At 45.3% G+C, this 13,407-nt stretch carries 15 protein-coding genes; 9 read left to right on the forward strand and 6 right to left on the reverse strand.

What is annotated here, in order from left to right:
* The 3 genes from Q5866_RS07230 to meaB form a co-directional block, all read left to right on the forward strand.
* Positions 1–2,106, forward strand: a 2,106-nt coding sequence (locus Q5866_RS07230) for a hypothetical protein (protein WP_303179723.1), incomplete at its 5' end; no start/stop codon positions are given.
* An 18-nt stretch (positions 2,107–2,124) separates the two neighbouring features.
* Entirely contained in the window at positions 2,125–2,385 is a 261-nt protein-coding gene (locus Q5866_RS07235) for an HU family DNA-binding protein (RefSeq protein WP_186978138.1), read from the forward strand.
* Positions 2,386–2,550: 165 nt separating this feature from the next.
* Entirely contained in the window at positions 2,551–3,657 is a 1,107-nt protein-coding gene (gene meaB / locus Q5866_RS07240; protein ID WP_186978366.1) for a methylmalonyl Co-A mutase-associated GTPase MeaB, read from the forward strand.
* A 639-nt stretch (positions 3,658–4,296) separates the two neighbouring features.
* Here meaB and Q5866_RS07245 read toward each other — a convergent pair.
* Together Q5866_RS07245 and Q5866_RS07250 are read right to left on the reverse strand one after the other, a co-directional pair.
* Complete coding sequence (locus tag Q5866_RS07245; RefSeq protein ID WP_186978140.1) at positions 4,297–4,740, reverse strand: type I restriction enzyme HsdR N-terminal domain-containing protein; 444 nt, start codon at positions 4,738–4,740, stop codon at positions 4,297–4,299.
* Position 4,741: 1 nt separating this feature from the next.
* Complete coding sequence (locus Q5866_RS07250; RefSeq protein WP_303179760.1) at positions 4,742–5,968, reverse strand: S-adenosylmethionine:tRNA ribosyltransferase-isomerase; 1,227 nt, start codon at positions 5,966–5,968, stop codon at positions 4,742–4,744.
* Between the two features lie 118 nt (positions 5,969–6,086).
* Between Q5866_RS07250 and Q5866_RS07255 the strand changes: the two genes are divergently transcribed.
* The 6 genes from Q5866_RS07255 (at position 6,087) to Q5866_RS07280 (ending at position 10,095) form a co-directional block, all read left to right on the forward strand.
* Positions 6,087–6,857 (forward strand): AMP nucleosidase, encoded by a 771-nt coding sequence (locus tag Q5866_RS07255; RefSeq protein ID WP_099294142.1) that lies wholly within the window; start codon positions 6,087–6,089, stop codon positions 6,855–6,857.
* 35 nt (positions 6,858–6,892) lie between these two features.
* On the forward strand, positions 6,893–7,339 hold the full coding sequence (locus Q5866_RS07260; protein WP_099294761.1) for a DUF1573 domain-containing protein: 447 nt from the start codon (positions 6,893–6,895) through the stop codon (positions 7,337–7,339).
* A gap of 12 nt (positions 7,340–7,351) precedes the next feature.
* Positions 7,352–7,675 carry a preprotein translocase subunit YajC gene (gene yajC, locus Q5866_RS07265; RefSeq protein WP_099294143.1) on the forward strand — a complete coding sequence of 108 codons (324 nt, stop codon included), beginning with the start codon at positions 7,352–7,354 and terminating at the stop codon, positions 7,673–7,675.
* Between the two features lie 88 nt (positions 7,676–7,763).
* Entirely contained in the window at positions 7,764–8,753 is a 990-nt protein-coding gene (locus tag Q5866_RS07270; protein ID WP_099294144.1) for a CdaR family protein, read from the forward strand.
* A gap of 4 nt (positions 8,754–8,757) precedes the next feature.
* Positions 8,758–9,354 (forward strand): dephospho-CoA kinase, encoded by a 597-nt coding sequence (gene coaE / locus Q5866_RS07275; protein WP_186978144.1) that lies wholly within the window; start codon positions 8,758–8,760, stop codon positions 9,352–9,354.
* Positions 9,355–9,360: 6 nt separating this feature from the next.
* Entirely contained in the window at positions 9,361–10,095 is a 735-nt protein-coding gene (locus Q5866_RS07280) for a TerB family tellurite resistance protein (RefSeq protein WP_186978147.1), read from the forward strand.
* Between the two features lie 39 nt (positions 10,096–10,134).
* On the opposite strand, the gene Q5866_RS07285 is transcribed toward Q5866_RS07280, so the two are convergent.
* The 4 genes from Q5866_RS07285 to Q5866_RS07300 are packed head-to-tail and all read right to left on the reverse strand — an operon-like array spanning position 10,135 to position 13,405.
* The gene (locus Q5866_RS07285) at positions 10,135–11,205 is read right to left on the reverse strand and encodes a TIGR04133 family radical SAM/SPASM protein (protein ID WP_099294150.1); all 1,071 of its coding nucleotides are present in this window, start codon (positions 11,203–11,205) and stop codon (positions 10,135–10,137) included.
* Positions 11,198–11,734: a radical SAM-associated putative lipoprotein gene (locus tag Q5866_RS07290; protein WP_176555154.1), complete on the reverse strand. Its 537-nt coding sequence runs from the start codon at positions 11,732–11,734 to the stop codon at positions 11,198–11,200. The genes Q5866_RS07285 and Q5866_RS07290 overlap by 8 nt, the downstream gene beginning before the upstream one ends.
* A gap of 20 nt (positions 11,735–11,754) precedes the next feature.
* On the reverse strand, positions 11,755–12,258 hold the full coding sequence (locus Q5866_RS07295) for a radical SAM-associated putative lipoprotein (protein WP_099294154.1): 504 nt from the start codon (positions 12,256–12,258) through the stop codon (positions 11,755–11,757).
* Between the two features lie 10 nt (positions 12,259–12,268).
* Positions 12,269–13,405, reverse strand: coding sequence for a porin family protein (locus Q5866_RS07300; protein ID WP_303179724.1), 1,137 nt, complete (start codon positions 13,403–13,405; stop codon positions 12,269–12,271).
* Positions 13,406–13,407: the final 2 nt, after the last annotated feature.

Here is a 13,407-nt window from a genome sequence, read left to right on the forward strand (position 1 = left end):
TTCTACGTCCCCGAAAACAAAGTAAACCCTAGAAAAACAATTCCCCCGACGGGAATGTATGCCGAGCAATACGCGTTGCGCGAGAAACAGGAGAAAACGCCTAACGACGACGGCACCGTGACAAACGGTGCGTACGAATACGCCGACGAGAGAGCCACACACGTGAAATTCAGGGGAAATATTCACTATATAATAGGTTCCGGCAAAGAAGTTTCGGCAGACGTGACGTACACCGTTCATCTCGGGGCTGTAACCGGCGTGAATGACTATAACAGCCTCCGGAATCACTTTTACACCTACAACGTGAAGATCGTGAGCGTGGATGACATTATCGTGGAAGTGGAATCAACGACACAAGAAGAACCATCCCCCGGAAGCGAGGGTGATGTTGTGCTTGCCAAAGAAGTTCTGGAATTCGATGCGCATAACGAAGTCTTCAAGACCGTTTTCCATCAAAGTGACATTGACCAGTCGCTGACGTGGAACATTTCCACCCCTTTTTCCAAAGGAGCAGAAAATGAGAATCCAAAGGACTACGAATGGATATGTTTCCGTATTAACACAAAAACAAGAACCACGTATAATGGAGACTTCGAGAAATACCAAGGGGACGACGAGGTGTACACGGATGCCGAATTAGCAGTAACCGGCAACACGCACCCGTTGGACAAATACATGGCGGACATCAACACGGGAAACGACAAGATGCTAAATATCAAACAACTGATAAACATATTAAAGGAGTGCAAACGCAGGTATACCGATAACGGCACTAACGCGGGCACCCTATTCGACAGTGCGGATGAAATCGTGTTTACCACTTTCCTGAAAGATTTCTATTACGAGGTGAATCCTGAAAACACCACGGAAACCGAGGAAAACGGGTTATGGAAAAAATTTGTCAACACGGAGAAAAGAGTACTCAATATCCTGTCTAACCTTAAATACAGCGCGGACCACATGAGTACCAAAACCACCGCCCTGTACTCCATCAGGCAGGCATCCATTCAAACCATGTACAACAAGAAAGCCACCGAAAACTTCACGGCATGGGGTACCGAAATGATACAAGACGAAAACCGCTACCAGTTCGAAACACAAAGAATAAGAACCAATCGCACGTACGATGACAAAGATAACGGTCGTGCGAACACGATCAATATGTGGATGGCAAGTTCGGGTTCAGAAGAGTGGGATACCTATATAAATTCCGCCAAGTGGGAAATGCAAGCCGCCTATAATGCCGCCAAATACAAATGTATGCGCCTTAACCGGGATATGGACGGGAACGGACGAATCGACGAGAATGAAGTGCAATGGTATCTTGCTAGTATCAACCAACTCACGGACTTGTGGATCGGAGAAAACTCCTTTGACCCTCAAGCCAGATTGTATAAACGGAGCACATGGGAGGAAAGCCTGCAATGGTATGCGAGCAGTACGGTACTTGACAAAGATGAAGAAGGTATATGGAATAAAACTTACAGGGATAATCCGGACATATTATGGTCTTCCGAGGGGTCTTCCATCGGAAAACTAACCGGAGCAGGAGCAATAGACGGTGCGATCGTTTATTACAGGTGTGTCAGAAACCTGGGTGTACCGAAAAATGCAGTCAAAGAGGTGCGACCTGACGACTTTGCCACTTACGACGAAGCAACAGGAACCATCACGCTAACCCGCTTGGATGCCAAATCCATCCGGGGATTCAAGACCACTGAGGAGCTGGAGGATCATAACGAACGTGACGTACGCGGCTACAACAAGCCCTGGAAGGCTTTCAATATACACTCGACAACACACGGAAACAATTTGAGTTGGCAAACCGTCATGGCACGCTCGGAGCCCGGAGGAAGAAACCCCGTTTGTCCCATGGGATGGCGAGTACCCAACCAAAGAGAACTGGCTCTGATGTATTCTAGAATGCCTAGAAACAGTACTTCGTGGCCATTAACAGACCATTTCGCCAAGAGCCGTTTCAGTTTCAACCCCGCAGGCGGTGACCGTATAGGCTTCTCTGTCAAAAACAAAGGAGGGGAATTCTATTTACTACATAACAAAACCGACGAGATCGGCGGCGTACGTTGCGTGCGAGATATTGACTAACAAAAGAAACAACAAGAAATGAATAAACGAGAACTTTCATCATTAGTAGCAGACCGTACCGGGCTCTCGAAGGGCGACGCCCTGAAAGCGGTACAAGCCACGATAGATTGCATCGCCGAGGCTCTGCAAACAGGACAACGAATAACGTTAATGGGATTCGGGGCGTTCTTCTCACATGAACTTCCCCCTCGCGTTACGTACAATCTTTATACCAAAGAGCGGGAACAACTAGAATCACGCAAGGTGATCAAATTCAGGCCCACCTTTCCCGACAAATAAATGCAACCAGCGAACACCGCCCCTTACCAAGGCGGTGTTCTTCATTCCCCATGCATCGCACTCTTCATGTATTCACGAGGGAATTAATAAATATCATCGGCTTGTAACTTGTCAACAATAACTTTATCTTTGCATCACCTTAAATCAAACGATATGCAACAAGATATAGAACATCCTGAAAACGAAGCGTGCTATGAAGGATTAGCCGTCAACAAGGGAATAGAACAACCGGACCCGGTGAACCCGGCAATCGCGGAAAGATTGAAACATCTAAAGAAAAAAGTCTTATCCGTGGATGATTACCTTTCCGGTATCCAGAAAGGGGATATCAACATATTAAGCCAAGCGATCACCCTCGTGGAAAGTGCCCGCGTAGATCATCAGGCAATGGCACAAGATGTCATTAACCGCTGCCTCCCGAACACGGGCAAATCCGTGCGTATCGGTATCACGGGGGTTCCCGGCGCGGGGAAAAGTACCTTTATCGAGGCTTTCGGTAAATTCCTCACCAACGAAGGACACAAAATCGCGGTACTTGCCATCGACCCCAGCAGCGAACGTTCGAAAGGAAGTATACTAGGCGACAAAACCCGCATGGAAGAATTGGCATGCGACCCTCGTGCTTATATCCGCCCTTCCCCCTCGGCAGGGTCATTAGGCGGGGTTGCCCGCAAAACCCGAGAAGCCATGCTTCTGTGCGAGGCTGCCGGATTCGATATTATACTGATTGAAACCGTGGGAGTCGGTCAGAGCGAAACAGCCGTTCATTCCATGGTCGATTTCTTTCTTCTGGTACAAATCGCCGGGGCCGGAGATGAATTGCAAGGCATCAAAAGAGGTATCATGGAAATGGCGGACAGCATCATTATCAACAAGGCAGACGGTAACAACATCACCCGTGCCGAGTTGGCAAAAGTGCAATTACAAAACGCCCTACACTTGTTCCCTCCCCACGAATCGGGAGTGGAACCCAAGGTGATGACCTGTTCCGCTTACGAGAAAACCGGAATCAAGGAAATATGGGAAAATATACTTCAATACTGTAGCGCTACCCAGCAAAACAAGTATTTCGACACGCGACGCAGCGAACAAGCCAAATATTGGATGTACGAAACCATAGACGAGCAATTAAGAAACCGTTTCTACCAAAGCCAAAAAGAACAAATCAAACAGGCTGAAGAAAAAGTATTAAGCAATGAAGAAAGTTCTTTCGCCGCTGCCTTCCGATTACTGGACAATTATTTCAAAAACGACACGAAAGAATTAAAGTAGGATATAAAAAACATTTCCTCTTTCCACCTCCCCTCTTATGAAGAGGGGAGGTTATAATCCTACCATATATATAAGATAATCAGTTGCATCGCAGCTATATTCGAATCGTTTCTTTTATAGTTCACTGGGAGATACTTCTATCATACTCCTATCATACTTCCATGAAACTCCTATTGCAGCTGAAAAATCATGATACTTCCACGAGAATTACAAAAGATTTGATATCAACCTAAACACTTGTAGCATCATTAATAATTATTACAAAATAACTGAACACGTGGGGAACTCACTAATAATAGTGTAAGAATAGTTCAAAAATCGCTTTAAACGAACGATTAATAATTATCAATTTGTCGCTTGTTGCTAAAAGATAATAATAATGTTGTAAGTACGCGAGTATTTGATTACCAATATAAAATAATAATAGGCTGTTTTGTAGGATTCTCGCAAAAATTATCTATATTTGACTGTCATTAATCGTTGGTTTAATGACATGGGGATGGCATGCAGCCTTTCTATTGAAAAACAGTAGAGTTCGCCTCCAAGTTGGTTGCAATTTCGTACAAAAAAGGACATGTTACATACTCACGGCATTTCATTTATAATGCCGTGGGCATGTTCTGTCAAAACAATAATTGTCTACACCCCGAAATCAGGAATCTCCGGAACGATCCGAAAGCCGTTTTCCCGGGCAACCTCACCGCAGAAATGCTCACAACCGTTTGTTATAGCGACGAAACGGGCTGCAATAGATAAATTATATTGAAAAGCTTGATCGAAAACGACCTGTGATAATGCCACGGAAGGAGCTTTGCACTCCACGATAAGATAGGGATTGGCTTGACGATCGTAACACACCACGTCAAAGCGGCGCTTCATCCCGCATACTTGTATTTCCTTCTCCACGGCGATCAATTGAGCGGGGTAATGCTTACACGCTACCAGAAAATGAATAAAATGTTGTCTTACCCATTCCTCCGGGGTCAGCACAACGTAACGCTTTCGGATAATATCGAATATCCAAATCTGTCCGTTCTGCTTCTTCACCTTGTAATCGAAAGAAGGAAGGTTCAAACTTTTCATTTTATTCCACGCTTTTAGTTGTCCGTACTTTCAAAAAACTGCTGTCCCCGTAACTCAGGAAACGGAAATCACGCGCTAACGCGTAGTCGTACACTTTCCGCCAATCCTCACCGATAGCCGCCGCAACGAGCAACAACAGGGTACTTTGCGGTTGGTGGAAATTAGTAAACATCGCCGAGATCACCCGATAAGTATAACCGGGCACGATAATAATCGTGGTCTTCGCTTTCAATAATTCCGTGTCGTGCTCGTCAAACCACGTCAACAACGCTCCCATGGCTTCCCGTACACTGTAAGATGCCGGTAAAGAATAGACTTCCCATTGTTCCAAAGAATTGAAATCATCGACTCCCGTCAACCGCTTTACCCCCATCCAGTAAAGGCTTTCCAGTGTCCGCACGGAAGTTGTTCCCACCGCGACAATCTTTTCCGGGTGATGGTACAAACGCGATATGACTTCCCGACGCACGGATATATGTTCCGTGTGCATATCATGCCCACCGATAGTTTCGCTTTTCACCGGGCGGAAAGTCCCGGCCCCCACGTGCAGTGTCAACTCTTCTATCGCGACTCCTTTCTCCCGCAAAGCATCCAGCACAGGGACACTAAAATGTAACCCGGCTGTAGGGGCAGCAACCGAACCCTCGTTCTTGGAATAAACCGTCTGGTAACGGATTTTATCATCCTCCCCGGAGTCCCGGTTCAAATAAGGGGGAATAGGTATACGCCCGCAACACTCCAGCACCTCGCTAAAACTAAGCGAAGCATCCCACGTGAACTCGACAATCACGTCGTTCTCTTCCCGTGATTTTAGCGTGGCAGCCAACCGGTAATCAACCCCGTTCACTTGATAATGGCAATATATCGTCCCCTCTTTCCATTTTTTCAGATTCCCGACCATGCACTTCCACTCGCATCGCCCGTAAGAAGCGAAACTCTGCACGTAATCGGCGGGCGAATGGGGTTCGAGGCAAAAAACCTCGATGACGGCACCCGTCGTTTTTTGAAAAAGCACACGGGCATAAATCACTTTCGTGTTATTGAATACCAGCATCATGTCCGGTTCCAGCATCGCGGGCACATCATAAAAATGCCTTTCGCCAATCTCCCCGTCCTCGTATATCAACAATTTCGAAGCCTCGCGTCGCTCCAAGGGAAACTTGGCGATACGCCCCTCCGGAAGATCATAAGTATAATCTTCAATTCGAATTTCTTTCAAATCCTCTATGCCTGCCCGAGAATTTTCAGCCGGTATTTTCTTTGTCCTTCGGTAATAAAATCTTACATTTAAGGCAACAAAAGTAAAGATAAAAGGTAAAAACTAAAAGGCAAAAACTAAAAGTTTGATGAAAACAAAGAAAGATATTGTAGACGATTGGTTACCACGTTACACGGGACGTCCGTTAAAGGACTTCTCGAAGCACATTCTGCTCACGAATTTCGATTATTACCTTGAACTGTTCGCGGAAAAATACAACGCCCCGATCTTGGGTGAAGACAAAAATATGCCCAACGTATCGTGCGACGGGATTACCATGATCAATTTCGGCATGGGGAGTCCTAACGCCGCCACCGTGTTAGACCTGCTCACGGCTATCGAACCGGAAGCCGTTCTATTCCTCGGGAAATGCGGGGGATTAAAAACCAAACACCACGTGGGAGATTACGTTCTCCCCATCGCGGCGATCAAGGGCGAAGGTACCTCGGATGATTATCTGCCGCGGGAAATACCGTCACTTCCCGCCTTCAGCATCCAGAAAGCCTGCTCGAAAGCGATCACGAGGCACGGCAAGCAATATTACACGGGAGTTATTTACACCACGAACCGACGGGTATGGGAATTTGACGAGCACTTCAAAGAGTATCTCGTGGGAACCAGAGCTCTAGGGATAGACATGGAAACAGCCACGATCTTTACAGTGGGATTTGCCAATCGCATCCCGACGGGAGCATTACTGCTGATTTCGGACAGTCCCATGATTTCGGACGGCATAAAAACCACGGAGTCGGACAAGGCGGTCACGCAAAACTTTGTCCGGGAGCATCTCGATATAGGTATCGAAACGATGAAAAATATCCGGGATAAAAATTATTCGATGAAGCACCTCATTTTTTAAAATTATATCGTACTTTCGTTGGCAAAATGAAAAATATGCTGAAAAGAATATTTTATGTGTTTTCGGGCATCGCGCTCTTGCTCTGCTCCTGCGAGGGGAAAGTAAAAGACAAACAACAAAACGAGAGTCCGGCAAGCACACGAACCGCGGTAAACGACTCTACCGCCACGGCAAAATTTGAAATAAAAGATAAATCTTTCAATTTCGGGGATATGGCGGAAGGTGAGATCGTGACACACACGTTTCATTTCAAGAACACGGGTAAAAAAAGCCTCGTGATCCTGAACGTGGAAAGCAGTTGCGGTTGCACGATTCCGAAGTACGACAAAAAACCAATCCCCCCCGGCGGAGAAGGAAAAATTGAAGTTGAATTCAACTCTTCGGGCAGATATGGTAAACAATACAAAGTAATTAATATCTTTGCAAACGTTCCGGAAAAAGTAGTGGAACTAAAAATAATTGCAAATATCAAAACTCAATAAAAAAGTAGATTTATGAACACAATTTTTATGCTGACATTACAAGAGACAGCTACCCAGGGCGGTGGCGCGAGCATGCAATTCATTTTCCTTATTCTTATCGTGGTTGTTTTCTGGTTCTTCATGATCAGACCGCAGATGAAAAGACAAAAGGAATTGAAAAAATACCGGGATGAACTAAAGAAAGGCGACAAAATCATGACGACCGGGGGAATCTTCGGGAAAATCGTGGAGATCAACGATTTCACCGTGATCATCGAGGTTGAAAGTCAAGCCAGATTAAAAGTAAGCAAGGAAGCTGTCGTGAAAGACATGACAGACGTTCCCGCGGCTAAATAGTTTATAAAGTTCATAAGGTTCATAAAGTCTCTAAAGTAACGAGATTATGAACTTTATGAACTTGTCAATTTTATAAACGATATTCCAGATGAGCGGCATCATAGACAAGATTGTCAATTTCTTTAAATCCCATCACGATCTGCATATAAAACGCAACGTGATCACTTATGGGGTTTGCCTTATTATTGCCACGGTTCTATGGTTTCTCAACACGCTGAATAAAGAGTACACCACGGAACTCACTTACCCGATAAGATACACGGATCTCCCCAAGGGTAAACTACTCGTTTCGGAGCCTCCCAAGAACATGACATTAGAAATCAGGGCGCACGGTTTCACGCTGTTGCGTTACAGCATCGGTACCTCTTTTTTACCCATCGCGATCAACGTGAGTTCGCTCCTTGAGCGCAAAGATATGCTGGAATACACGATCAGCACGGTTGACATTAAAGAGCGAATCAGCGCACAACTCAATTCCGATATCAAATTAATTAATATAAAACCGGAAACCATCACGTTCCAGTTCTCGCAATTCGGAAGCAAGAAAGTCCCTGTCATCCCGCGAGTCGATTACACGCTCAAAAGACAGTACATGTTGAAAAACGACATTTCCGTGACACCCGATCACGTGGATATCAGCGGACCTGCCACGATTCTTGATACCTTGAAAGGAGTGTACACCACGCCATTAAAACTAAAGGACTTATCCAAAGAGGTGACTAAAAGTGTTTCCTTCGAAGAAATTCCCGGAACACAAATCTCGGAGAGCGGCGCAAAAGTGAAAGTAGAAGTGGAGCGTTTCACTGAAGCCAAGAAAAAGGCAACGATAAAAGTGAAAAATTTACCGGATTCGCTATTGATTCGCCTGTTTCCCCAGAATATAGATTTCACGTTTGATATCGGGCTCAGCCGTTACGAATCGGTATCGGATACCAGTTTCTCGTTCTCGGTGGATTACGACCAGATTGCAAGCAACCCGGCAGCCCTCAAAATCAGCGTGGACAAGCAACCCGCGCATATCAAATCTCTCGTGCTCATGCCCGAATCGGTTGAATATTTAATCGAAAAGAAAAAATAAAACCATGCTTAAAATCGGATTGACAGGGGGTATCGGTAGCGGCAAATCCACTATCGCGAAGATAATCGAAATCTTGGGATATCCCGTGTACATCAGCGACCGGAGAGCCTCTTCGCTCATGAACCGGAATCAAGATATCCGGCAAGCCTTGATACAACGTTTCGGGGAGAATATCTATTTGCCCGAGGGCGGATTGAATAAACAACAACTTGCTTCTATCATCTTCAACGACAAGCGTGCCATCACGGAAGTGAACCGCGTTGTTCATCCGGTTGTAACCCAAGATTTCCGCGACTGGTGCTCGGTACAAAAGAGCAAACTGGTATTTTTCGAATCGGCAATCCTCTTCGAATCCAAGCTTGAATCTCTTTTCGATTACATTATTTTGATCTCAACGGATATGGAAACCCGCATCCGGCGAGTTGTCGCGAGGGACTCTACCAGCCGGGAGAAAGTGATGGAACGTATCAACAACCAAATGTCCGACAGCGAGAAATTGCCAAAATCGGATTTTGTCATTTACAACAATGACGACGATCGGATCGTAAAACAAATACACGATATCATTCAACAACTAAACAACCCGAATAAAAAACAATAATATATTATGGCAAAATACGGAAAATGGATAGGAGCGGGATTAGGATTCGCGATGGGAGGCCCCATAGGAGCGTTGTTCGGTTTCTTCATCGGATCGACATTTGATACCGCAACCGTGATCACGAATCAACAGCAATCACAAAACCCCGCGTCCGGTCCGACGGGCAGAGGTGATTTTCTTTTCAGCCTCGTCGTGCTGGCGACAGGCCTCATGAAAGCGGACGGGAAAGTGACAAAAGGCGAACTGGAATACGTCAAACGATTCTTCCGTGATAACTTCGGCGCGGAAGGCGAACGGGAAGCCGTGGCAATCATCAAGGATTTATTAAACAAGGAGATCGCTGTAGATCAAGTCGCCATGCAAATACGCGCGAACATGAATATCTACTCGCGTACACAATTACTGTATTTCCTGTTCGGGCTGGCAAAAGCAGACGGTAATGTATGCAACCGCGAAATAGCCTTACTGGATAGGATATCCGATCTTCTGGGCATAGACACGACCACGTATCAGTCTATCAAAGCCATGTATTACGATGATTCGGATTCGGCTTATCAAGTGCTGGGCATAACACCTTCCGCCACGGATGAAGAGGTGAAAAAAGCCTATCGGCAAATGGCAAGAGAGAACCACCCGGATAAAGTCGGGTACATGGGAGAAGACATCCGCAAAGCAGCCGAGAAAAAATTTATGGCCATCAACGAGGCATACGAGAAAATCAAGAAACAACGGGGAATGTAAAACAATTGAAAATGGAGAATTGAAAGTTGAAAATGAATTTTATTCAATTCTCCTGTAATGGCACACGAGAAGCCTGCCTGCCTCGTCGTGCAGGTGCATCCCGTTTCCCTCGCAATAGCGGAACATGGAACAATCGGCACATTCTCCTTGACGAGCCCATTCCCTGTCACGGAAAGGAACAAAGCGTTCATTCCACACTTGCATGAAATCATCTCGATAAATATTACCTTGATTATAATTTGCCCGGATGCTGGGACATCCGGAAATAGAACCGTCCACTCGGACAGAAGCAACGGAGATACCCGCGTTGCAATGATAGAAATAGTCGCGGGCTTTCATTTCATATCTTCCCAGAAAACCTTCACAAGCGAAATTCAGTTGTATTTTGCCTTCTTGACGGGTAGATACAATAAAATCCAGCAACCCGGTAAATTGCTTGTCGGATAATTGTAATTCAGGAACTTCTGCGGCTCGTCCAACCGGAAATATCGTGAATATACGCCAACGCCTCACCCCTATCCCGATAAGAAAATCACGAAAAGCAGGCAACTGCTCTATATTATTTTGATTCACGCAAGTCACGACATCCCAAATAATCTCCTCCTCCCCGGTAAGCATCCGAATCGCCTCGGTCGCCCGTTGAAAACTTAGCGGGTGACAACGGAGCCAGTTGTGAGCATCTTCAAATCCATCAAGACTGACGGTGATTGAATGCATTCCGGCTTGCAATAAAGAATCCAGACGCTGACGGGAAAGATGCAAACCATTCGTCACAATTCCCCAAGGATACTCCCGCCGATACAATTCACGTCCGCAAATCTCCAGATCTTTTCGCATCAAAGGTTCCCCGCCCGTGAATATAATAAACACACGGTGCGTATCCACGTGTGGAGTAATAGAATCTATCACCCGTAAAAAATCTTCTTTCGGCATATCCGCCTGTTCGACGCATGCACGGCAATCACTCCCGCAATGCCGACAGGCAACATTACAACGCAACGTACATTCCCAAAATAAAGTACGCAGCTCGTGCGATTCCTTCTGCTGTTGCCGCTTAGCCCTAAAAGCCTCTAATCCTAAACGTTGCCGTAAACCCGGTTTATTACTCATCTGCCTTCTCTTTCAAGGTTACGGTAATCTCTTTCACTACATTTCCCCGGTTCCACTCGTTATCATTCTTATCCCGCTGTAACTCGTCACGTGTAAAAGTTACTTTTAACGTATCCGGCTCGCAGGCAGGCACTCCCGCCAGCGGGTTCACATCGTAAAATTGTAATTCATACCGCACTGTATCCGTCGGGAAATCATAAAACCTACGCCCGAAACGCCCTTCCTCGTCGGTATACAAGGTATCACGTCTTTCTTCCGTGATTATCGGGTAGTCCGGGATAAAACTCTCCGTGGCAACCTGATAGAATTCCACCTTAGGAATAACAACCCGGACACCCGGCAATGCATGCCCGGCAGAATTCTGTACTTTACCTTTAATAGAGAAGGAAGCTGTCGGGGTTCCATACATAAGAGGTATATCCTCCGGTGAATCGGCAGAACCTCCACAACCGGAAAATCCTAATACTGCCAATAAAGAAGAGAGCAGCCCACTCCAACTTTTATCTAAATAACTTTTTAAGCGTTTCATTTTCCTTACTTTTAATATTATCATTCATCCCGTTTTTCTTCCAGCACAACGGTTATATTTTTATCGGCACGTCCGAAATACCATGAATTGTCATCATCTTCACCCTTTATCAGTTCATCCCGAGAGAAACTAACCTTTAAAGTATCTGCTTGACACGCATCACAACCTTCCCGCGGGTATATATCGTAAAATCGTAATTCAAAATCCTTCCCTCCCGGGTAATCTACACGTTCCCAAAAAAATTGTCCTCTTTGGTCTGTATATAACGTATCGCCATACTCCTTTTTCACGGGCACACCTTCCACTGTATCACGAACCTCATACAAAGGTATAACAATTTGAACTCTAGGCAAGCCCTGTTTAGCACTATTTTCAACTTTTCCCTTAATAACAAAAGTGGCATGAGGAGAACCATACATAGATGCTTCATATTCTTCTTCACAAGCCGTAAATCCAAATACAACCCACAAAGAGGAAAGCAACCATTTCCAAGCACCTGTCATATAACTTTTTAATCGTTTCATATTCTCGTGTTTAAAAGTTTAACCGCAACCCCAGTTGTCCCGTAAAATTGAATGCATTCTCGGAACGAACGGTTTCAATTGTTCCCCTGTAATTAAAATAATAACACATTCCACCCTCTGCGTAGATCGAAACAAAACGGATCAGCGGATAAGCAATTCCCACGCGTGTATATGTTGTCCACAATATTCCCGGCACACGTATATCTTCATGTCCATACGAGTTTTTAAGTCGCCCTGCGACATTTACCTCTGCCAATACTCCGGCATTGAAATAACAATATGGACGTAACCAATTCGTGAGTCTATAATTTACCGAAACAGGTATCCCGATAAAATGCAGCGATTGTTTTTGAACAACCCAACTACTTGATTCATGTTTCCATTTTGAACGTAAATACGTGTATGTCAATCCGGTTTGAAAACTCCAACGTTCATTTAACGGATAAGACACAGAAAGACCTATGGATACAGGCATTAAATGTTTTACCCGAGTCGACTTTTCCGGTTCATAACGGGGTGTCGATGTTGCCCTAGACAATGGCTGTCTATCGTTATCTTCAGGAGCCGTATTGTTTCCCAAATCTTGCGACGGAGCCATATTATCTACATTATTCAAAGAAACGCCTGCCAATCCTAAATTGCCGCTTCCCACTCCAATTCGCCACTTACGTGCCTTCTTCTTTATCGAAGGAGTAACATCACAATCGGCTAATATCATCGCGGATTCGCCCTCGTGTTGCAAAGCCACCAAGTTTCTATTTATCGGACTACACGCTTGTACAAATTCCCGCGATACACTATTTTCCTTGCAAGACACCGGCTTCAATTCCCTTATTCCAGCAGCCTCCGCGACTAATACAATCTTCTTCTCGCTCGTGATTAACGGTACGGGACTCATTTTCTCGTTTTGTAACACGGTAACGGGAGAAAAATTATCTTCACCCTCGTGCCACAAATATAAAATGCTCCCGCTAACCACAAGCAATAAAACCGCCGCCACGGCAACCACCCGGTACACCCGCTTATGGACAAAACGACGACGTGGAAGACGGGCGGCAATCCCTTCCCAAGCGGCTTCCGTCGGGTTATACTTCAAATCGTATAACCGCTCCCGGAAAATATCGTCAAATCGCTCTCTTTTATCCATAA

This window comes from uncultured Butyricimonas sp., from assembly GCF_959596855.1.
Taxonomy (GTDB): domain Bacteria; phylum Bacteroidota; class Bacteroidia; order Bacteroidales; family Marinifilaceae; genus Butyricimonas; species Butyricimonas muris.

Coding starts and splice junctions, on each gene's coding strand:
- Q5866_RS07270 (WP_099294144.1), top strand. CDS start 7,764: ATGAGCGGCATCATAGACAAGATTGTCAATTTCTTTAAATCCCATCAC.
- Q5866_RS07295 (WP_099294154.1), bottom strand. CDS start 12,258: ATGAAACGATTAAAAAGTTATATGACAGGTGCTTGGAAATGGTTGCTT.
- Q5866_RS07235 (WP_186978138.1), top strand. CDS start 2,125: ATGAATAAACGAGAACTTTCATCATTAGTAGCAGACCGTACCGGGCTC.
- Q5866_RS07255 (WP_099294142.1), top strand. CDS start 6,087: ATGAAAACAAAGAAAGATATTGTAGACGATTGGTTACCACGTTACACG.
- coaE (WP_186978144.1), top strand. CDS start 8,758: ATGCTTAAAATCGGATTGACAGGGGGTATCGGTAGCGGCAAATCCACT.
- Q5866_RS07260 (WP_099294761.1), top strand. CDS start 6,893: ATGCTGAAAAGAATATTTTATGTGTTTTCGGGCATCGCGCTCTTGCTC.
- Q5866_RS07285 (WP_099294150.1), bottom strand. CDS start 11,205: ATGAGTAATAAACCGGGTTTACGGCAACGTTTAGGATTAGAGGCTTTT.
- yajC (WP_099294143.1), top strand. CDS start 7,352: ATGAACACAATTTTTATGCTGACATTACAAGAGACAGCTACCCAGGGC.
- Q5866_RS07245 (WP_186978140.1), bottom strand. CDS start 4,740: ATGAAAAGTTTGAACCTTCCTTCTTTCGATTACAAGGTGAAGAAGCAG.
- Q5866_RS07290 (WP_176555154.1), bottom strand. CDS start 11,734: ATGAAACGCTTAAAAAGTTATTTAGATAAAAGTTGGAGTGGGCTGCTC.
- Q5866_RS07300 (WP_303179724.1), bottom strand. CDS start 13,405: ATGGATAAAAGAGAGCGATTTGACGATATTTTCCGGGAGCGGTTATAC.
- Q5866_RS07280 (WP_186978147.1), top strand. CDS start 9,361: ATGGCAAAATACGGAAAATGGATAGGAGCGGGATTAGGATTCGCGATG.